Raw genomic sequence first — 20,468 nt, 5'->3', positions numbered from 1 at the left:
ATGAGACTTTCACGTGGTGAAAAATGGTTTTATTCCGTCAATCATGTACTACTGTTTCTCGCGGGGATGAGCTGCCTGGTCCCTCTGCTCAATCTGGCGGCGATCTCGCTGAGTGAATATGAGGCTGTCGCAGCGGGGAGGGTCGGCCTCTGGCCTGTAGGCTTCTCCCTGGAGTCTTACAAAATGCTGATCGACGGAACGCCTATTATGCGTACGTTCCGCAACAGCCTGATCATCACCGGCTTCGGGGTGGTATTCAGCATGCTGTTTACGATTCTGGCGGCGTATCCGTTGTCCAAGGGACATTTCTATGCCCGGAAGTTTTTCACACTGGCGATCGTATTCACGATGCTATTCGGCATCCAGGCGATCCCGGCATTTCTCGTCAACCGGGCGCTGGGCATCGTCGATACGTACTGGGCGCTTTGGCTGCCGGGGCTGGTCAGCGCGTACAACATGCTCGTGCTGAAGTCCTTCTTCGAGCAGATTCCGGAGGAAATGAATGAAGCCGCCCAGATCGACGGCTGCAGCGAGTGGAGGCTGCTCTGGCAGATTGTGCTGCCGCTCTCCATGCCGGTGCTGGCGACGCTGACGCTATTCTACGGCGTCGGCTACTGGAACTCTTTCCAGAGCGTGCTGATCAACATCCATGATTCGTCCAAGTTCAACCTCGCTGTACTCGTGCAGAATATGGTGGCGAACCAGTCCCTGCTGCAAAACCTGAACAACGTGCAGCCCCAGGAAGCCGATCAGATGCTGACGCCGGAGTCGATCCGGTCCGCCGGGATTATGGTCATGCTGATCCCCTTGCTGGTGGTGTACCCGTTCCTGCAGAAGTATTTTGTAAAAGGCGTGCTGATCGGAGCTGTGAAGGGGTAATTAGCATGTCCCTGGCCACAAGAGAATATCAGGGACCAAGAAGGAGGTGGTGCCGTCTGGCTTCCGAGCGGAGGCTGTAAGCGGCATGAACTGTTCAAGGAAAGCTATGAGAGGAGAGAGGAAGGAATGTGGAAACGCGTGAATCGCATAGCGGCAAGGTTGCTGGCGGGTACTCTGATTGCTAGTCTGCTGCTGCTCCAGGCGGTCCCGGTGCTGGGTGCCGACACTCAGGGGCCGGGTATTCCGGCCAATGTCGAGTCTGTCTGGCGTACCGATAGCTCGGTGAACCTGACCTGGTCGGTCCCGGCGGCTGATACAGGTGTGACTGGCTACGAGGTATACCGGGACGGAGCGCTGCTCGGGAGCGTGGACGGTGCTCCGCTGTATAAGGCGGAGGGCTTGAGCGTTGGCACCGATTATGCTTTTACGGTGAAGGCGAGGGATGCTGCAGGCCAGGTGTCAGCCGCCAGCACCCCGCTTATTGTCAATCTGGATGAGCTGGACCGCGCGCTTTGGACAGTCAGTGCTTCCCATAATAATGGAGGGGGAGCGCCCCGTCTGGCCATTGATGCGCTGTCCTCTTCGCGTTGGAGCAGCGGAGCAGCTCAGGCATCCGGCATGTGGTTCCAGGTCGATACCGGGCCGGGGGCCAAAGCTTATCATAAGCTGATTCTGGACTCGACCAGCTATAGCGGAGATTATCCGCGGGGGTATTCGGTATCTGTATCCGAGGATGGCCTCACCTGGAGCAGCCCGATTGCATCCGGCAACGGCAGTGCGCTGACTCAGGTGGAGTTTTCCGAGCAAACGGCCCGTTACCTGAGAATCACGTTAACCAAGAGCGCAGGCAATTACTGGTCGATTCAGAACCTGAAGCTGTTCGGTTCTCCATCGGCAGATTTGGAAGCGCCTACAACACCCGCGGGCCCGGAAGCCGTCTCGGTGACGGATACGGAAGCCTCGCTAGCCTGGAGTTCCAGCACGGACAATGTGGCCGTACTTGGCTATGAGGTCTATGCGGGGACCGAGTATGCGGGATTTACCCGGCAACCGGGTCTGGCGCTGAAGGGGCTTACTCCCCGTACCGCCTATACCTACCAAGTACGTGCCGTGGATATGGCCGGTCATCGGTCGGCATTCAGTTCTTCGGTCAGCTTCACGACGCAGTCTATGCTGGAGAGGGCTTTGTGGACGCTCAGCGCTTCGCATGGCGAAAGCAGTACAGCACTAGCTATCGACGGTAATGCTTCGACGAGGTGGACGAGCGGAGCCGCCCAGTCTGCGGGCATGTGGCTGCAGATCGATACCGGGCCGGGAGGCAAGTCGTACAGCAAGCTGGTGCTGAATGCTACCGGATCGAACGGCGATTATCCCCGTGAATTCCAGGTGACGGTCTCTGAGGACGGGAACAACTGGAGCGCTCCGATCGGGACGTTTACCGGTAATTCGGCGATCGTCAGTGCGAGCTTCCCGGTACAGACGGCGCGCTTCCTTCGACTGACCCTGACAAAAGCGACCGGCAGCTACTGGTCGGTTCATGAATTGAACCTGTACGGGCTGGCGGATCGCGACGACAATCCGCCGACGATTCCGGGGAACCTGACGGCGAAGAAGGTGCTCGATACCCAATTCGATGTTATCTGGGATGCCTCGACCGACGATGTCGGGGTTGCGGGCTACAATCTGTACCTGAACTCGGTCAAGACCGGCTCCACCTCGGCTGCCGTGCGGACGTACCGCTTCACAGGTTTGACACCGGGCACGGCCTATTCCTTGGAGGTCAAGGCCCGGGATCTGTACGGCAACGAATCCGCGCCCGCCGTCTTAGCGGTAACGACGCTGCCGGTCATGGAGCTGCCGTTGATCGCGAAGTATGAGATGGAGCCGCAGCCTTCCGATCCGGCTGCGATTTGGAATACGAGCAATCCGGCTCTACCCGAGCTTGCAGGCTCCCTGAGTGCGCCGGCAGCCTATGCCCCGGGCCGTCCGGGAGCGGGACAGGCGCTCGTCCTGAACGGAAGCGAGCAGGCGAAGATTACGAAGCCGGGACTGCTGAACAAGGTTTCGTCGGCCTTCACGATCTCCGCCTGGGTCAAGCCGGATGATCTGAACGGCTTCCAGCCGATCGCCTCCAAGCGGGATGCGAACTGGAAGGGGACGACCTTCTATCTCGGTCTCCAGGGCAACAAGCTGTACTTCGGCTCCGACTACGGAGAGAAATGGTACAACTGGTCATTCACGGCCTCCGAGCTGGCAGCCGGACAATGGTCGCATGTCGCTGCGGTGTTTGAGAAGTACGAGGGCGTCTGGCTATACGTCAACGGCAAGCTGGTCGGCCAGGTGCCGGCAAGCAGCGTGTTTACCGATCTGCTGCCCAACGAGCTGCCGGTGCTGCTCGGAACCGAGTGGCATTACGACAGCGTCAACCGCATGATGGTAAAACACGGCTACCGGGGAGCGATTGATTCGCTCCGGATGTATGCAGCCCCGCTGACCCAGACCCAGGTGCAGGCGGATATGAACAATACGATCGTCACGCGTCCAGCGCTAGATAGTGACTTTACCGCCCCGACCAAGTACGTAGCGCTGCGGCTCGTACGCTTCGACACCCCGACGGGGCTGTTCACGAAGGGAAGCGCCAAGATTCACCAGAACGCGGTGCGGAAGGAAGGACCGGACGCGGTCGATTGGCCGCAGATCACCTTGGATATTCCGCAGAATAATCAGGCTTCATCTGTCCGTACGGTACAGCCGTTCGCAGCGGGTGCGGAGTATAGGACGGAAATTCTGCTCCAGCAGCAGCCTGCAAATATGTCTATCGTGCAGCGCCCCTATGATAATGTGCTGTCGCCAGGCAATCACTGGTTCCGGGGAGTTGCTTGGCGCTGGGGACAAACCAATCTCTATGCGTCGGATCCGTCAGCGCGCTCATGGATCTGGGATTACGAGCTGTGGACCTTCCCGGTCAAAATCTCCGGGTCTGCGCCAGGCGCGGTGAAATCCGTTATCCTGAAAAACGACGGCAAGGAAATCTACAACAGCGGCACACAGACGCTGAATTCCCTGACCCTGCAGCTGCCGCAAAATGAACCAGGCAAGCCGTATGAGCTGTGGGTAGACGGACGGGGGCCGGTACAATTCGATGCTGGGCTCGCTCCGGTTGTTCCAGGGAATCCGAAGGATGTCCCGCTCAAGATTAACCGGTCGGTGCCGGGTTCAGGTCCGTCTATTACCCTCACCAGCGTCGACGGGCCGGAAGTCTTCCCTCATCAGGCCGCATGGGATGCCGATGTACAGGCGCTGGCTGGGACGAAGCCGTCGCAGCCGCAGTACCAGCCGGAATCCGGCGCGATTGCCCGGCATCTCGGCACCGAGGTGCCCCGGTCTCCGGAGACGATCAACTTCGTCTATTTGTCCCATGGCATGAGCTCCGGCGGCTTCTACCACTCGGAGCACAAGGAGATTGCCCAGTCTTATCAGGACCTAGGGACGGTCGAGGATTATGCCGCGTATGTGAGCGGTACCGGCTACGACCGAGTCTACGAATTCGGCACGTTCTCTGAGGCTTCCAGCGCCAAGAGTCACGAGAATATGGCCCAGGCGTTGGCACGCCGGGGCGTCCAGCTAGGGCTTATCCCGCGTACGGACTGGGATGTGGTGGATGCCGTCAGCCAGAACCTGCCGTTCTACAGCTCCTACATCTCGGATTATCACGCTCCGCTGTATCGGGAGCTGCAGCTCGGCCTGCAGCGGCTTAGCCGTTATCCTAATCTGGCCGGGATCAGCCTAGGCGCGGACAATGCTGCATACGCCCAGTATTGGGACTGGGCACCGCCGCATCCGAACCGACCTTGGGGCCGGGCCTTTGCGCCGTTCCAGACGGCAGCGGGCCAACCGCTCACGACGCCGATCGCTCCGAGTCTGCAGGGGCAGTACTCGCTCAAAACCCATGAGTATTGGGCAGGCAGCACCAAGCCGTTCCTGGATTACATCGCACGTTATAACGATACCTTCAAGGAATACGGTTATTTCGCCCAAGCTGCAGCCGAGGTCAATCCGTCCTATACGACGACGACCGGCTCCTATGGCAGCTCTCCAGGTGTAGGCGGGCGCGGGGGCTGGCTATGGGCCACGATCCCCGGCAAGGAGATGCATGAGCGTTTGCCCGTGCAGAGCGCATACGATTGGAATGAGCTGAATTCCTCCAAGCCGCTTCATCAAGTGTCCCTGGTGGATAAGCTGCGCAGCTATGCGCCGAATAAACCGACCTGGGCGCTGCAGGACGACTTCTCCCTCTTCTACGGCAAGGCTGACCGGGAGAAGACGTACGCGATGACGCTAACGCGGGGAGTCCAGGCGATCGGCACCAACGTGCTGCCGAACGATCGCGGTCCGCTGGCCCGGCCGCAGATGATCGCGGAGCAGAAGGAGCTGTACGACTGGATTCACAAGTACGGCGGGGCGTACGCACTGACCGAGCCGACGCCGCCTATCGGCATCCTGTATGTGAACGATCAGGCGCTTCTCCGAGGCGTCGTCGGCGGAGAAAACCCGACCGAAGCGCAGTTGCTCCAGGGCTCTCATGAGGGAAAGGTGACGGAGGCGTTGTTCCTGACGCATGCGGCCGGCTGGCCGTCCAAAATCATCACGCCGGAGGAGCTGAAGCGCGGACTTCCTTCGTCGATCAAGACGATCTTGCTGGTCGGCTTGAATGAGTTCGATGCAAGCTGGCACTGGTATGACGGTCTCGTCCCCGAGCTGCAGAGTTTCGTTAATCAAGGAGGCCTGATCCTGAAGGACGACGAGTCGGTCTCCCCAGTGAATGCGACGGGGACGGGGATGCAGGTCGCATCCTACGTGATCCAGAGCAACACGGACCAGACCAGCCTGCTCCTGGCCCGCAATGCGGCGAATATTGCCAAATTGCGGACAGCGATGGCGAGTGTGCCGAAGCCTGCTGCTTCCTCGGACAGCAGTACCGTCTGGGCCGTTCCGACCCGGGCAGGAGATACAGAGTATGTGACGGTGCTCAATGAGCAGCATGACACAGCTTCAGGCCAAAGCCAGCATTTGATCGGCCAGACGGCGGCGCTGCAGTGGAATACATCCCGGCCGATCTACGATGTCCGGGCAAGCCGCAAGCTTACGCCTGCTGAGGCTGCACAGGTCAATCTGCAGACACACGGCTTCCAGTGGTATGCACTTCCTCCGGCCGAGGTGAAGGCACCGGAGGTCACGGTTACCTCGTCCGGTTCGGGATATTACGAAGCGTTCACGACTATCCGCAATCCCGAGGCTATGGCGGGCATCCCCGTAGAGCTGACGGTTACGCATGTCTCCAGCGGAGATACAGCCACCGTGTATACGGCAACTGGATTAACCGCCCGGTTACCGCTGCACGCATCCGACGCTCCAGGCGTGTATACGGTAAAAGCGAAGGAGCTGCTGAGCGGACTGGAGACGACGGCACAAGTGACCGTCCAGCCGGCTGGCCCTGCGCCTGCGGCCTCCTCCGTCAAGCTGGACAGGGAGGATGCCATCCGTGCATTCGCGTCGCGTCAGGAGGCTTCGCTGACCGTCGCGCTGACGGCGGCGCAGCAGGCCGATCCGGCCATCTTAGCCCAGGCCAACCGGCTTGTGCAGCACTACACCCAGCAGGGCCGGCAGGTCTCCCTGGGTCTGGCAGAGCCAGGTGGCGTCGTGAAAAGCTTGCAAACCTACCAATCGATTAACAAGTATCCCCAGTGGAGCACGATCGATTCCGATCTCGTGCTGCTGGGCACTTCATCGACCAACGTGCTGCTGCTCGACCAGGCCCGGGGCTATCTGCTCCCTGAGCAGGGAACAGGCGTGCAGCAGGGTCATGCGGCCGTCAGTCTGGCAAATTCACCGTTCGCTGGGGAATACCAGGCGCTGAATATCATTGCCGCCGATCTGCCCGGTCTGACGGCAGCGGTAGATAAGCTGACCGCGCTGGCATCACCGCCACCCGGCTCCGTCAAGCATACAAGCATAACACGGATTACGACATCGTCGGCAGCCTTATCGTGGGTATCCGAACCGCTGGCCACCGGATACCGGGTAGAACGGCGCAGCGGGGGAAGCGCCGTCTGGCACACCGTCGCCGCATCCGTCACAGGGACGGCCTACACCGATGAAGGGCTCAGTCCCGGCGTGTTCTATACGTACCGGACTACAGCCTTCAATGGAGCCGGAGACGGCCCGGCCGGTGATCCGGTCTATACCGTCGCCCGGGGCAGCTCGCCTGTCGTCGATCCTCAGCCTCCGGCAGCCCCGGCCGGTCTGACTGTACTGGAGAGAACGGCTTCGTCCGTCCGTCTCGGCTGGACCGTCCCGGAGGGCCAGGCAGCCATTGCGGGCTACGAGATCTATCAGGGACAGCAGAAAGTGAACAGCCAGACGGTGACGGGTACGACGTATACGGTATCGGGGCTGTCCCCGGCTACGGCTTACACGTATACCGTTACGGCCAGAACGGCGGCAGGGATCGAATCACCGCAATCGCTGCCTGTGACGGTGGCGACTTATGCCCTGCCTGGGGGAACCCCCTACAAGCTGGACCGGACCGGCTGGACAGCCACGGCATCCCATCAGCCCGGCAAGGCTATGAATGCGCTGGACGGCATCGCCTCCACCCGTTGGGATACCGGAGCTCATCAGACGAACGGACAGTGGTATCAGGTTGATATGGGGGCATCCAAGCCATTCAATGCTCTGGAACTGGATGCGACGGGAAGCGCGTACGACTATCCGCGTAGCTATGAGGTGTATGTCTCTGCGGATGGGGTCAGTTGGGGAACTGCGGTCGCAGCGGGTGCAGGTTCAGCCCGCTTGGTCATCCGCTTCCCCTCGCAGTCGGCCCGTTATGTGAAGATTGTGCAGACAGGAGCCGTCGGCAATTTCTGGTCGATTCATGAGCTGAACGTACTGGAGTATGCGCCAGATTGAGGATTGAAGATTCAACGCCCCGCTAAGAACGGGTCCGGTGCAGGAAGCGTGCTTCCATAATTGCTGTGGAAGTAACGTATACAGATGATACGGGCAGAGGTCTCCGCATTCGCGGGGACCTCTATTTGCATGGCGGGCCGTTTCTTTTGCACGGTTTGCACGGTTGAGGGTGAGACTATAGTCCCTTTTAAGGTATAATGGAAAAAGGCGGGAAGACGATCCGCGTATTCCCTGGCCGTCAAGCATGCAAAGGAGACAGACATGAAGCTACTTACAACGAAGGCCATAAAACCCAAACGGCGGCGGAATGCCGGCAAGCTCATCCGTTGCCTGGCCACGGCAGCCTTCATCGCCTGTACGACCCTGCTGCTCATCAACGAGTATGTACTGTGTACAGGACAAAACTATATCCTACAAAAAAACGAACTTCCGCCATCTGAAGCGCTTATCGTGCTTGGGGCCTCTGTGTATTCGAACGGGAAGGTATCTGACATTCTCCGGGACCGGCTGGACACCGCCTACGATCTCTACGCGTCCGGGAAAGCAAGGCGCATCATTGTCAGCGGAGATCATGCGAGCGATGAATATGATGAAGTCAATGCCATGAAAAACTATTTAATGAAAAAGGGCGTGCCGGACAAGCATATCTTCATGGATCATGCGGGGTTTAATACCTATGACAGCATGTACCGGGCCCAGGCTGTATTCCAGGCTTCCAACCTGATTATTGTGACCCAGGACTATCATCTGAAGAGGGCCATTTATGTGGCCAGAGCTATGGGACTTGAGGCGGTCGGAGCAGCCTCCGACAAGCAGGCTTACCGGGATATCCGCAAGTACGAGGCGAGGGAAGTGCTCGCCCGCGTGAAGGATTACATCAATGTGCATGTGCTAAAGCCAAAGTCAGCACAGCTTGGAGAACAGATCCCGCTTAGCTCCGATGGAAGACTGACCAACGATAAATAAGGTTTCATAGATATAAAATCCAGATAAATTGGTTTTTTTTGGTGCCTTCAATCATCCATTCATGTATAATAATTCCGACTAAGTGATTGGAGGATGTGTGCATGGAGTACTTGAACAGGCCGATGGGAGTCGGCGCCATTTTAGACCGGAGCTTTCAATTGTACCGGAATCACTTCGCCACGGCATTCTTGCTGATGCTGTTGTTTGTGGGACCTTTTTATTTGCTGCAAAATCTGCTGCTCTATAATTTGTCATCCGTTCCGCTGCTCCCGCAGGCCGGGGATTCGATCGCGGATTCGCTGGATCTGTTTATCAGCAGAAGCAATTTAGAAGCAGAAGCTTTGAATCCGGGTCTTCTATTTTTTTCTTTTCTCTTGATGCCTTTATATGCGGTGCTGCTGCTGCCTGTGCTGATGTCCTCGCAGCTTCATCTGGTCCAAACGGCGCTGCAGGGTCAAGAGGTTCGCTTCTCCGAAGTGCTGCGGCAATCATTTGGCCGTTATGGCCGAGTGATCGGCAACTCGCTTCTTTATGGCCTTATCATCACAGGCATATCGATCGGCATATGGATTGCGCTCGTGATTGTGATCGTCATCGTGGTTGCGTTGACGGCAGGCTTGGCGGCCGGTCTTCCTAGTATAGGCAGCGGTTCGTTGGGGGGCAGTATCGTACTTATTATTGTTGGCGTTGTCGTATACATACTAGTTGCACTGGGCATATGGGCGGGGCTGAGCTTTTTCATGATCCGCTTCGGATTCTTCCTGCCGATTGTGGCGTTGGAAGACGGAGAAGGGGCGATCGGGCGGAGCTGGCGCTTGACCAAGGGAAGCTTCTGGCGCATTTTCGCTGTATTGCTCCTGCTCTCCGTTCTTTATTCCATCTTCGCACTGGGTTCTTACGCGCTGATGATCGGGGTATTCAAAATGTCACTGATCGGCCAGCTAATCAATGTGCTGCTGGTTCTGCTGATCGCCCCGCTGTTCACCATTCCCTATGCAGTGATTTACTTCGATCTTCGCGTCCGCAACGAAGGCTCGGATCTGGAGAATTACCTTCAAGCATCGGCACCGGGGGGACAGCCGAGAGTCGATCTCTCGTATGGAACGACAGGACTTGGAGCAGGTAACGGGCTTGACTCTGGCTATGGCTCAGGACCGACCCCAAGCTCAAGTTCAGGTTTTGGCGGCGTAAGTGAAGCATCCGCAGATCGGTCCGGACCGCCGAAGCCGGGGGGATCAACTTCGAACGATGACTAACTCGGAGCTGCAAGCCGATAAAGATAAGCTAAGTGAGATTTTGTCGCGGGATGAATTTGCCGGTTACTTGCGCGAGCGTCCCAGTCCGCTGCTGGGCTGGCTGGAGCGGATGTGGGAGAAGCTGTTTGGGTTGTTCCCGGATGTAGGTCTGCCGCCGGGAACGTCCAAATTACTTGCTTATACGGTGCTTGGTATTGTACTGGTTCTGCTCGGAGCGGCTATTCTCTGGCTGATCCGCAGCGCTATCCTGCTCCGGCGAAGCCGCATGCGCAGCGTATTCGGCAGCGCTGCCGACCTGGACAGATCCTCTGCGGTCTACCGGGAGGAGGCCGAGCGGCTAGCAGCCGCAGGAGATTACGCGGAAGCGGTCCGCAGGATGTTCTTGGGCCTGCTGCTGCAGCTTGATGAGCAGGGCTGGGTCCGGGCTGAGAAGTGGAAAACGAATCGTGAATATATCGAAGAGCTGCTGGATTCCAAGCCGGGTTTGGCCGCTTCGTTCGCCGACGTCGCGGCGCTCTTCGAGCATGTCGTGTACGGGGGCGGCGAGGTGTCTTCTTCCGACTATGTCCGCCTGCGGGACATGGCGGAAGCGGCACAGGAAGGAGGGGGGCGCTATGCTGAAGCGCAATAAGCAGCGGATCGCGCTGCTGCTCAGCGTGCTGGCCTTTCTGATCGTCGGTTATGTGCTGGTGAAGCCCGACTTGCCGAAGTACGCTGGTTATGTATCCGTCTCCCCTGCCCAGGATGGGACGAAGGGTTTGTTTGATTTATTGAAAGAGAGCGGGGAACCGGTCAAGCCATGGCGCAAGCCTTGGAAGTCGCTTCCCCAAGCCGAAGGGCACACGATGGTATCGATCCAGCCGAACAATCTGACGGCACGCGAGCTGGAGGATGCGCTGGACTGGGTGGAGAGGGGCAATGACCTGCTGCTGTTTCATGCCTCGCCTCCTGATGGGGAGCCGTTCGAGTTTAAGACGCTGCCGCAGATTGACACCGCTGTTGTTTCTGTACAGGACCGATTGAGGCCAGCAGAGGCAGGTTGGACCGCAAGCATCGCTTCAGGCCGCCGTATCGGGGAAACGGATGAAGTCGAGCCCTTGCTGCAGGATGAGCATGGCGTCATAGCGGCACGTCTGGCGTGGGGAGAGGGGACGGTAACGCTGCTGCTCGTTCCGGAGTGGACGCGCAATGACGCCATCCTGACCCACTCGAATTTCGAGCTGCTCTGGCCCTATCTGCCTCGCGGCCGCAAGGCGGTCTGGTTCGACGATTACCACCACGGTATGCAGGAGACACCGGGCTTTCTGGCCGTCTATCCCGGATGGCTGCTGGCCATCCTAGCCCAGTTGACCGTCGGGGCGCTGCTCTGGCTCTGGATGAAAGCTGTTCGCTTCGGTCCGGCGTATACGCCACGGGCGTGGACAGTCCGGCGGGGAGACGAGACACTGATTGCCGCAGCAGGCTGGTATGAGCGCAGAGGACTGGCACGCGAAGCGCTCGCGCATCAGGAGGCCTACATACGCAGTCTGGCCCGAGCCGGGTGGGGCGTCCGTATCGATGCGACCGACAGCCAGCTGCTAGCGACGGCACGGCAGCACTGGGACAAGCCGGATGTAGATAGGCTGGGTGAGCTGCTAGTTAGGTTTCAACGAGCCCGTGAAGCAGCCTTATATGGAACCAAACAGCTGGAACGCGACAGCCGTGCGGCTGACGAGCTGATTAGCAAACTGGAGAGGAAGTGATCCGATTGCAGGAACTGCTGCAGCAGATGGATCGAATCGTAATCGGACAGCAGAAGAACATTCGCTTGCTGTTGACGGCATTTTTGACCGGGGGCCATGTGCTGCTGGAAGGGGTACCGGGTCTGGGGAAAACAAAGATGGTCCGCACACTCGCCGAATCGGTCGATGGGATATTCAGCCGGGTTCAGTTTACACCGGACATGATGCCTAGCGATATTACCGGCAGCGTCGTGCTGAATATGAAAAGCAATGAATTCGAAACCATACGCGGTCCGGTCTTCACTCACATCTTGCTCGCCGACGAAATTAACCGGACTCCGCCCAAGACGCAAGCGGCGCTGCTGGAGGCTATGGAGGAACGGCAGGTGACGATCCAGGGCAAGACGCATCCGTTGCCCGATCCGTTCTTCGTCGTTGCTACGCAAAATCCGGTGGAGTACGAGGGCACCTACCCGCTGCCTGAGGCTCAGCTCGACCGTTTTCTATTCAAGCTCATCGTCTCGTACCCGTCGCCGGAAGCGGAGCTGAGCATTTTGCGGGAGCATACGCCTTCCTTTGCAGGTGCTAGTCAAACGTCGGCTACAGCTCCGGTTCTGACGCTTGACCGCCTCAGGGAGCTTAGGGCGCACCTTGGCGAAGTTGTCGTGCAGGATACGCTGCTCGCTTATATCACGACGCTGGTGCGCCAGACGCGCGAAGATAAGCGGGTTCTGCTGGGGGCCAGTCCGCGTGCGGGTATCGCGCTGATGATGGCGAGCAAGGCATGGGCGCTGCTTGACGGCCGGAACTTTGTTACGCCGGATGATATCAAGACGGTGGCGGTTCCGACCTTGCGCCATCGGCTGCTGCTGACGCCCCAGGTCGAATTGGAGGGGGAAACAAGTGACCACTTCATCCAGGAAACGCTGGCCCAGATTCCGGTTCCTCGCTGAGAAGCTGGAGGAGCGGCTGGTGGTGCCTACACCCCGGCTAGCCTTGGTGGCGGCAGGCAGCGCTCTTGTGGTGGGAGCAGGGTATGCAGCAGGCTTCGGCCCTGCGGCGTTCGCTGTTGTGAACGCGCTGCTGCTGGGAGCTTCTGTGCTCGATCTGTCGCTGCTGCCCAGACGGAAGGCGCTCAAGGTGATCCGAAGTCTGCCGAGGCAGGCGGATATCGGGATGCCATTCGAAGTGATGCTGACTGTGGACGCGCCAGCTTCCCGCCTTGAGGGGATGAAGCTTGAAGCGGTTGACGAGGTGCCGCAGGTTTTCCAGGTGACCGGTGCAGCGGGCATGAAAACGATAGGGCAAGGAAGGGAAGCGAGCCTTCGGTATACGGCGGCTGGTCTGGAACGGGGCATTCATGCTTTCGACCGGATCAGGCTGCGGTACAGCGGCAGGCTGGGGCTCTGGTCCAAGCAGATGACCATCCGAACGGGGCAAAGCATCAGCATCTACCCGGATCTGTCGGCGGTGCGCGGGATTCTGGCGTCCGCCCAGCGGGACCTGATGCTGGAGGGACGCCGAGTCTACAAGCGGGAGCGGTCCGGTTCGGAGTTTCATGCGATTCGCGAATACGTGCCCGATGACGATCCGCGCTTGATCAATTGGCGGGCATCGGCCCGCTCGCGCTCGCTCATGACGAACGTATTCCGACCGGAACGGGGCAAGGTCGTCACGATTTTGCTGGATTGCGGACGGATGATGGGGGTAGAGCTCGAAGGGCGTACCAAGCTGGATGCTTCGCTCGAGGCCGCACTGGCTCTGGCAGCGGTAGCGCTGAAGCAGGGGGATAAAGTGGCCGTGCTGGCATTCTCCAGCAAGGTGAAGGTGTATGTGCCGCCCGGTGCGGGACTCGCTCATCTTCAGATGATCACAGAAGCGGTATTCGACCTGAGGTCCGAGTTCGTCGAGGCGAGCTATTCCATGGCGCTGCAGCATCTGCTGCGGGTTCAGAAGAAGCGGGGATTGACGGTGCTGTTCTCCGATCTCGACAAGGATATGTTTGAGGATCAGCTGCTGCCGTTACTGCTCCGGGTACGCAGACAGCATCATATGCTGCTGCTCGGCATGCGCGACGACGTCCTGCACGGCTGGGCCCACACGGCCACAGCCACCAGGCGCGAAGCCTATATCAAGAGCCTCGCGCATAAGTTTACGATGGACCGGCGAGCCTTTGCGGCCCGAATGGCCGCCAGCGGCATCGATGTCGTCGATGTTCCTGTCGGGGAGCTGGCCTGGACGGCGGTTAACCGGTACTTGGATGTGAAAGCCGATGATCTGCTGTAGCCGGTGTGCGCTCATGCTCCTGGAGGCGCCGCTTTCGTCCGGAGACAACGCCATACATCACATAGACCGCCAGCGCCAGCAGGGTGAGGCCGGCGAATCCGTATTTGACTTCGAGTGAAAGGCCGGACGGGGTGATGTATCCCTCGATGATGCCTGCGATCACGAATAACGGAATCGTGCCGATCAGCAGCAATGCCGACTCCTTCACAGAGCGCAGGAACATATACTTGCGCGTGTAAATGCCGGGTACGATCATCCGGTAGCCCATATACAGTCCGGCCCCGCCTGCGATGAAGATCGCCGTCAGCTCGATGATCCCGTGGGGCAGAATGTAGGCCCAGAAGCTGTAGCTTCGTCCAGACTGCCAGAACAAGGCGGCTAACGCTCCGATAATCAAGCCATTGTAAGCCATCAAATACACCGTCAGGATGCCGAAGGTGATACCGCTGACGAATGCGAGAACCGCCACGCGGATGTTATTGGTCATGATGGTGGACGACATGATGGCATGCTGTACCGAATCGTGATTCTCGCCTACCCGCTGGGGGTCGACATTATCGGCTATGGAAGCAGGAAGGACGGCATACAGGTTCAGCGGGTCCTGCCAGACGGCAGCGAAGCCGGACACGCCTCCGATGAGGAACAGCAGCGTGGCCAGCAGAATAAACCATCTGCGCTCCAGCATATATCCGATAAAGTGGCGCTTGAAGAATTCACCGATACGGGTTCCGGATTTCCACTGCTCAGCATACAGCGTATGATGAGCGCGGGTAACGAGCTGATTCAGGAATGTCTCCACTTCGTCTCCTGCGTAATACGTCTGCGCGTAGGCCAGATGGGAGGAGGCCTGCTTGTATAGGGAGGTCAGCCGGTCGATCTCCTCTGCCTGTACTTCACGCTTGCGGCGGTCGAACCGCTCAAGCAGCCGTTCGAGCTCAGACCAGACCGGCCGATGATCTCGGATGAAACGTTGTATGTCCATGAAATGATGAAATCCTCCTTCCGACTCTATCTCATATTACCACAGAAATTGGAAGCAGGAGAAGGTGAGGCTGCTATGAACGAGGTTTTTAACCGGGAGACGGATATTATTACGCCCGAGCATGTACGCCTTCAACTCCGGACTGCGGGCTTGGGCAGCCGAACGGCCGCTCAGTTGGTGGATGTTTTGCTGCTGGGGGCTGTGAGTACCGTTGTCTACCTGCTGGTTGGGCTCGGCATCATGTTGACAGGGGATGGCATTTCCGGTTTCGGGAAGGACTATATTCCGGCCTTTTTGATTTTGTTTAATTTTATATTAATCGGATGTTACTTTGTCCTGACGGAGTATTATATGTCCGGTCAATCGTTCGGCAAGAAATGGATGGGTCTGAGGGTCGTCCAGGAAAACGGCCAGCCGCTTACCTTTCTGTCATCGCTAATCCGGAATTTTTTCAGACTCATCGATTTCCTACCGTCCTTCTATTTCCTGGGCGCAGTGTGGATGTTTCTGCATCCGAGGGATAAGCGGCTGGGCGATCTGGCCGCAGGCACGCTTGTTATCCGCGATACCCGGGCTGACCAGCTCGCTCTGCGTCGCCGGACCGGGAAGTGGCTGAGCAAATGGAATGAATCGCGTCCGGCATTGGAGCTGTCCGAAGCCGACAGGAGGAAGATCGAACGCGAGGACTGGCTGCTGCTTTCTTCGTTTATAGAACGGCTGCCGACGCTAGACTGGATGAAACGGGAAGAGCTTGCCTGGAAGATCGCCCAGCGCTTCACGGACAAATTGGGTAGCGGACCCGGTTTCTATGGCAGCAGTGCGACGGCCTATCTGATCGTGCTGTACGAGCAATTATCAGAGGAATGGACGCTGTAGGGGTTATCGCATAGTATGCAGGGGGGGCCATTTGAGAAGCAAACGGCAGTGGGCCCCGATTGTCCGAAACTACGCATATGTTGGATGTAACGGACATGGCAGTCATTATGTCGACATTCTGGCGGAGTGTGAGAAGGGATAGGAAAAAACACCTCCAGGAAGCTACGAACATCTTACGAGGTTCGTATTCACTCCTGGAGGTGTTTTGCATGGGCTCACGTTATTCTTGGATTGAGAACTTGGAGGCAGAAGAAAGTTTTTTAAGGAAAATATGCAGCTCCTGACAGGACTTATACGGCCGCAGTCTCTACTTCCGAAGTTCCGAGCAGCTGCTTCAACTGTAGATACAACTGATCCGGGGACTCAGCACAGATAACGCCGGACTTGCCGACTTTGGCTACGCATTGCCTCGAGCAGAGCTTACAGCACCCGAGACAGTCTTTCTTCTTATGCTCGATATCGGGAAACTCATCCTTCATCGATTTAAATACGGACTTGGAGCCGTTTTTGTTTTTGAAGTTTTTACAGCAGTACTTGATTTTCATCCGGCCGTCTCCTTGAGCATGTCTGCATGCCAATGATAATCATTCTCGATCATTATAGGCCCTGTACAGGCAGTATGTCAATGAAGATGCGCGGTCACAACCCGACCTTGGTCCAGTTCTAACCCGTTCGCAGGTTGGTAGGAACATCTTGGATCCCTGCTTATAATGAAGCTATGATAAGTCAGGAAAAAGGGAAGGGTTATGTTATGATGAATGCAGCACCTCAACCGGCCGCTATCGGCTGGAATCAATCGTTTTTAATCAAAATGCAATATTTTCTCGTCATGACTTTGCCCTTGGGCATTCTGGGCTTTGCCTTTACGATAGTCTTCTTCACGCTGGGGGTGGCCCTCACTCCAATTGGGATCGGAATTCCCATTCTGTATTTTGCCCTGATCGGCTGCAGGCGTCTGCAGGATTTGGATGCCCGGGCGTTGGGCCGCCCGGATCAGCCTGGAGAATTCGACCCGTCGGGGGAAACAGCGCAAGGCCAGCAAGACGGTATGGGCCGCATGAAGGCCGTGCTGCTTTCCCTCGAATCGTATTTGCCGGTCCTGTATTGGATTATCAAGCTTCCGCTGAGCATTATCCAATTCGTGCTGGCCGTCACTTTTCCGGTAGTCGGGATCATTCTTCTATTCGCTCCGCTGGTGTACATGGCTGCTGCGCAGTGGTACGGCTACGATCTGTTCTCCGGGGATATGGTGATGGATATGCTGCTGCCGATGGCAACTCCCCAGCAGCGCTCTTACGTCGTAGCGGGCATCGGCTTCGTATGGTTTTTGCTCGGGATTTATGTCGTCAACCGGATGTTCCGGGCCTCGATCTGGTTCGTAGGCGCCTGGGGAAAATAACTCGATCTGGGACTATATTCGTGGTATACTAGTTCCATCGGATACAAGATCCGACATGATAATGGCAAATCTGACGAAAGTCAGGGACGCAAAGCTACAGGGACTAACGTGTATACTATGTCAGCCAGCTGCCGAAGGAACGAAGACCTAGGTCACTACGCTTCCCTTTTGGCTGTGCAGGGGAAGCTTTCTGATGCTCCCTTGCGCTGCGAGCTTTGAGCAAAAATTTAGCGGAGGTTGAGTGTAATGAGCGAGAAGGAAACATGGGAATTGAACGAACTGCTGGGTGAGAAGGTCGCGGGGCATCTGATTCAAGAGATGCGACAAGCTTCCAGAGAAGAGCTAATGGCTATGAAAGAAGCCTTCGAAACGCTGATGGAGTATGAGAAGTCCATGAAATCTGCGGTCAATTAATACCGAGGATGACACCTGAAGCGTTACAGGAGGCTGATCTGAGCAGCGTCTGCACAACTCAGCAGTTTTGACGTACATATCACCCAAAGATCCGGTCATTTGACCGGATCTTTTTTGCCGTTGCTGAGTCTTGGGCAGGCCTAGTCCATAGGACTGCCATGCCGAATGGCTCCGGCGGAAGCCCTCGCGATGGACGGGCCCGACCCGTCTCCACCTATACGTCTGCGCTGAGTCGAACGATTACCCGCCCGATCAATCGTCCGGCCATAATATCCTCTAGCGCCTGCGGCAGCTCATCAAGCCCGATCGTCCGGTATCCGGCCGACAGGTAGGAGAGGGGCTTCCAGCTGCTGCCGAGCTTGTTCCATACCTCTTGCCTTACTGCCATGGGACAGTAGACCGAATCGATACCCAGCAGCTTCACGCCCCTCAGGATGAACGGGTATACGGTCGCCGGGAAAGCCGCACCGCCAGTTAGGCCGCTGACGGCGGCGGCGCCTCCGTACCGGATCGAGCCCAATATGAACGGAAGCGCTTCGCCGCCCACCGGATCGACCGCAGCGGCCCAGTTCTCCTTGCGCAGCGGCTTCGCGTCTGCGGGCCGCAGCTCCTCGCGCCCGATTATGGACGTCGCCCCAAGCTGCTGCAAATACGCGTGCTCGGCTGCCTTGCCCGTGCTCGCCGTGACGCGGTACCCGCGTGCGGCCAGCAGAGAGACAGCCACGCTGCCGACGCCTCCGGTGGCTCCCGTCACGAGAACCGGAGCCGTGTCTTCGCCCGGCTGAAGTCCGTTTCTCTCCAGCTCATACAAGGACAAGGCGGCAGTGAAGCCCGCCGTTCCAAGCGCCATCGCCTCAGCCATAGACAGTCCTTCTGGCAAAGGAACGACCCAATTGGCCGGGACGCGGGCATACTGGCTGTAGCCGCCGTCATGCTCGACCCCTAGTCCGTAGCCGGTGACAAGCACCCGGTCTCCCGGCGAGAAGGCTTCGGCGTCCGAATGTTCGATCACACCTGCCAGATCGATGCCGGGAACGAAAGGATAGGACTTGACAATCGGGCTGTTGGGCAGTGCAGCTAGCCCGTCCTTATAATTGACACTTGAGTAATGAACTCGAATGGTCACCTCGCCCTGTGGAAGCTGCGCGGGGCTCACCTGCCGGACGGAGCCGGCGGCGGCGTCCCCTGATTTCTCCAATACGAAGGCTTGAAATGATTCCATGCTAGTCCTCTCCCTTCAAACTACTGTTCCTCCTTCCATGCTAACTCTTGGCATCGCTAAAAACAAGCAGACGCCTTCCGGAACGGCAATCTGCTGTCTGGCACAGATCGGGGGGCTGAACACACGAAAGCCACCGGACCCGGAGTCCGATGGCTGCATGATGCCAGACTTTATTTCTTGTGCGTGTAGGGGACGCGGAGGTGTACGGCCAATCCGATCAGGACGAGGACGATCAGCGAACCCAGCGCGAGACGACTGGCGAGGTTCCCATAATCGGCCATCGTCAGGGTGATCGTACCGTATAGAAATGGCCCGACGATGGAGGACACCTTGCCCGAGAAGGCGAATAAGCCGAAGAACTGTCCTCGTTTGGCTTCGGGTGTTAGCTCGACGATCATTGTGCGAGAGGTAACCCACATCGCTCCCATCGAGATGCCATACAGGCTGCCGGCTGTCCAGAATAAGCCCTGATTGGCTGTCAGCGATGCTAAGGCGATGGAGACTATCATGATGACGGCCACGGCGCCGACGGCCTGCTTGGACCCGACAGAACGGGTCACATAGCCGAAGAGAAACGATCCGATGATGCTGGAAACCGTCGATACCAGATACAGGAGGATAAATTGTCCGGTCGAGAAGCCGATAACGGTCTTGGCGTAGACGCCCATGACGGCGATTGCCGTCGCTACGGCGTCATTGAAGAAAAAGTAAGCGATCATAAACAGAAACACCGCCCGGTAGGAGCGTGCTTCCTTGAATGTCTGCCAAATCTCCCGGTAGCCGGAGAAGAAGGACGGCTTCGGCCCAGCCGGTGCCTGCTTGCCCGGTCCTTCCTTATACAGCAGGAACAGGGGCAGCGAAAAGATCAGAAACATCAGTGCGCTCGGAATGAACGAGCGGTGGAAGCCCGAATCCCCGATAAACGGGTAAACGGCGAGGCCGACCAGCGTCCCGAAGTAACCGATCGCAACGCCATAGCCCGAGATGAGCGGCAGTTCCTTCTCGCTGCCGAGGTCCGAGATCATCGCATCATAGAAAACAAGGCTGGAGTTATAGAAAAATTTGGAAAACATAAACAAAATAAGCACCATCGCCAGCGGTAGAGGAATCCCCGCCACGGTAAGCCCGGTCTGCCAGTATGAGGCAGCGCCCATCAGCAGTGTGCTTCCGATGCAGAGCAGCGTGAGCGGCAGCAGGAATGGCTTCTTGCGGCCGGTCCGGTCGATCAGAACGCCGTACAGCGGAGTCAGCAGCACCAGGAACAAGCTGGCAAGCGCATTGGTATACGTGATGAAGGTGCTGGCCACCTGGTCCAGCTTCTCACTGCCCCCGAGCGTTTCCTGCAAATAAAACGGGAAAAAGATCGTGATGATGTTCGAGGTGAATATCGTATTCGCAAAATCATACAGCGCCCAGACGAGTACCGGCAGGGACAAGTACAGCTGCCAGCCGCTGCGGGGTACATCGGAACGCTTCGCAGATTCCGGCATCATGGACA

At 57.8% G+C, this 20,468-nt stretch carries 15 protein-coding genes and 1 riboswitch; of the genes, 11 read left to right on the top strand and 4 right to left on the bottom strand.

Features of this window, described 5'->3' with window-relative positions; genetic code table 11:
- The 8 genes from WMW72_RS30785 (at position 1) to WMW72_RS30750 (ending at position 14,077) form a co-directional block, all read left to right on the top strand.
- On the top strand, positions 1-879 hold the full coding sequence (locus WMW72_RS30785; RefSeq protein ID WP_341419423.1) for a carbohydrate ABC transporter permease: 879 nt from the start codon (positions 1-3) through the stop codon (positions 877-879).
- A gap of 126 nt (positions 880-1,005) precedes the next feature.
- On the top strand, positions 1,006-7,848 hold the full coding sequence (locus tag WMW72_RS30780) for a discoidin domain-containing protein (protein WP_341419422.1): 6,843 nt from the start codon (positions 1,006-1,008) through the stop codon (positions 7,846-7,848).
- Between the two features lie 261 nt (positions 7,849-8,109).
- Positions 8,110-8,814, top strand: a complete 705-nt coding sequence (locus WMW72_RS30775) for a SanA/YdcF family protein (RefSeq protein WP_341419421.1) — start codon at positions 8,110-8,112, stop codon at positions 8,812-8,814.
- Positions 8,815-8,915: 101 nt separating this feature from the next.
- Positions 8,916-10,070: a hypothetical protein gene (locus WMW72_RS30770; RefSeq protein ID WP_341419420.1), complete on the top strand. Its 1,155-nt coding sequence runs from the start codon at positions 8,916-8,918 to the stop codon at positions 10,068-10,070.
- Positions 10,063-10,701, top strand: a complete 639-nt coding sequence (locus WMW72_RS30765) for a DUF4129 domain-containing protein (RefSeq protein ID WP_341419419.1) — start codon at positions 10,063-10,065, stop codon at positions 10,699-10,701. Before WMW72_RS30770 ends, WMW72_RS30765 begins: the two co-directional genes overlap by 8 nt.
- Positions 10,685-11,812, top strand: coding sequence for a DUF4350 domain-containing protein (locus WMW72_RS30760; RefSeq protein WP_341419418.1), 1,128 nt, complete (start codon positions 10,685-10,687; stop codon positions 11,810-11,812). The genes WMW72_RS30765 and WMW72_RS30760 overlap by 17 nt, the downstream gene beginning before the upstream one ends.
- 5 nt (positions 11,813-11,817) lie before the next feature.
- Positions 11,818-12,744: an AAA family ATPase gene (locus tag WMW72_RS30755; RefSeq protein WP_341419417.1), complete on the top strand. Its 927-nt coding sequence runs from the start codon at positions 11,818-11,820 to the stop codon at positions 12,742-12,744.
- Positions 12,695-14,077, top strand: a complete 1,383-nt coding sequence (locus WMW72_RS30750) for a DUF58 domain-containing protein (protein ID WP_341419416.1) — start codon at positions 12,695-12,697, stop codon at positions 14,075-14,077. The genes WMW72_RS30755 and WMW72_RS30750 overlap by 50 nt, the downstream gene beginning before the upstream one ends.
- Here WMW72_RS30750 and WMW72_RS30745 read toward each other — a convergent pair.
- On the bottom strand, positions 14,037-15,059 hold the full coding sequence (locus WMW72_RS30745; RefSeq protein WP_341419415.1) for a stage II sporulation protein M: 1,023 nt from the start codon (positions 15,057-15,059) through the stop codon (positions 14,037-14,039). The two genes, WMW72_RS30750 and WMW72_RS30745, sit on opposite strands and share 41 nt — an antisense overlap.
- A 75-nt stretch (positions 15,060-15,134) precedes the next feature.
- Here WMW72_RS30745 and WMW72_RS30740 point away from each other — a divergent pair, with 75 nt between their 5' ends.
- Positions 15,135-15,935 carry an RDD family protein gene (locus WMW72_RS30740; protein WP_341419414.1) on the top strand — a complete coding sequence of 267 codons (801 nt, stop codon included), beginning with the start codon at positions 15,135-15,137 and terminating at the stop codon, positions 15,933-15,935.
- A 290-nt stretch (positions 15,936-16,225) separates the two neighbouring features.
- Here the strand turns inward: WMW72_RS30740 and WMW72_RS30735 are convergent, their stop codons facing one another.
- Positions 16,226-16,480 carry a DUF1450 domain-containing protein gene (locus WMW72_RS30735; RefSeq protein WP_341419413.1) on the bottom strand — a complete coding sequence of 85 codons (255 nt, stop codon included), beginning with the start codon at positions 16,478-16,480 and terminating at the stop codon, positions 16,226-16,228.
- Positions 16,481-16,686: 206 nt separating this feature from the next.
- Here WMW72_RS30735 and WMW72_RS30730 point away from each other — a divergent pair, with 206 nt between their 5' ends.
- Together WMW72_RS30730 and WMW72_RS30725 are read left to right on the top strand one after the other, a co-directional pair.
- Positions 16,687-17,334: a sensor domain-containing protein gene (locus WMW72_RS30730; protein ID WP_341419412.1), complete on the top strand. Its 648-nt coding sequence runs from the start codon at positions 16,687-16,689 to the stop codon at positions 17,332-17,334.
- A 53-nt stretch (positions 17,335-17,387) separates the two neighbouring features.
- A riboswitch (cyclic di-GMP riboswitch) is annotated at positions 17,388-17,470 on the top strand.
- A gap of 110 nt (positions 17,471-17,580) precedes the next feature.
- Entirely contained in the window at positions 17,581-17,748 is a 168-nt protein-coding gene (locus WMW72_RS30725) for a hypothetical protein (protein WP_341419411.1), read from the top strand.
- A gap of 214 nt (positions 17,749-17,962) precedes the next feature.
- Here the strand turns inward: WMW72_RS30725 and WMW72_RS30720 are convergent, their stop codons facing one another.
- Together WMW72_RS30720 and WMW72_RS30715 are read right to left on the bottom strand one after the other, a co-directional pair.
- On the bottom strand, positions 17,963-18,970 hold the full coding sequence (locus WMW72_RS30720) for an acrylyl-CoA reductase family protein (RefSeq protein ID WP_341419410.1): 1,008 nt from the start codon (positions 18,968-18,970) through the stop codon (positions 17,963-17,965).
- A gap of 170 nt (positions 18,971-19,140) precedes the next feature.
- Entirely contained in the window at positions 19,141-20,463 is a 1,323-nt protein-coding gene (locus WMW72_RS30715; RefSeq protein ID WP_341419465.1) for an MFS transporter, read from the bottom strand.
- Positions 20,464-20,468: the final 5 nt, after the last annotated feature.

Source organism: Paenibacillus filicis, from assembly GCF_038070315.1.
In the GTDB taxonomy this organism is placed as follows: Bacteria; Bacillota; Bacilli; order Paenibacillales; family NBRC-103111; genus Paenibacillus_G; species Paenibacillus_G filicis.
This window is presented reverse-complemented; position numbering and strand designations above follow the sequence as displayed.

Bases quoted from the DNA above. Each gene is read 5' to 3' on its own strand.
- WMW72_RS30765 (WP_341419419.1), top strand. From the start codon at position 10,063: ATGACTAACTCGGAGCTGCAAGCCGATAAAGATAAGCTAAGTGAGATT.
- WMW72_RS30725 (WP_341419411.1), top strand. From the start codon at position 17,581: ATGAGCGAGAAGGAAACATGGGAATTGAACGAACTGCTGGGTGAGAAG.
- WMW72_RS30770 (WP_341419420.1), top strand. From the start codon at position 8,916: ATGGAGTACTTGAACAGGCCGATGGGAGTCGGCGCCATTTTAGACCGG.
- WMW72_RS30735 (WP_341419413.1), bottom strand. From the start codon at position 16,480: ATGAAAATCAAGTACTGCTGTAAAAACTTCAAAAACAAAAACGGCTCC.
- WMW72_RS30760 (WP_341419418.1), top strand. From the start codon at position 10,685: ATGCTGAAGCGCAATAAGCAGCGGATCGCGCTGCTGCTCAGCGTGCTG.
- WMW72_RS30720 (WP_341419410.1), bottom strand. From the start codon at position 18,970: ATGGAATCATTTCAAGCCTTCGTATTGGAGAAATCAGGGGACGCCGCC.
- WMW72_RS30715 (WP_341419465.1), bottom strand. From the start codon at position 20,463: ATGATGCCGGAATCTGCGAAGCGTTCCGATGTACCCCGCAGCGGCTGG.
- WMW72_RS30730 (WP_341419412.1), top strand. From the start codon at position 16,687: ATGATGAATGCAGCACCTCAACCGGCCGCTATCGGCTGGAATCAATCG.
- WMW72_RS30775 (WP_341419421.1), top strand. From the start codon at position 8,110: ATGAAGCTACTTACAACGAAGGCCATAAAACCCAAACGGCGGCGGAAT.
- WMW72_RS30745 (WP_341419415.1), bottom strand. From the start codon at position 15,059: ATGGACATACAACGTTTCATCCGAGATCATCGGCCGGTCTGGTCTGAG.
- WMW72_RS30780 (WP_341419422.1), top strand. From the start codon at position 1,006: ATGTGGAAACGCGTGAATCGCATAGCGGCAAGGTTGCTGGCGGGTACT.
- WMW72_RS30785 (WP_341419423.1), top strand. From the start codon at position 1: ATGAGACTTTCACGTGGTGAAAAATGGTTTTATTCCGTCAATCATGTA.
- WMW72_RS30740 (WP_341419414.1), top strand. From the start codon at position 15,135: ATGAACGAGGTTTTTAACCGGGAGACGGATATTATTACGCCCGAGCAT.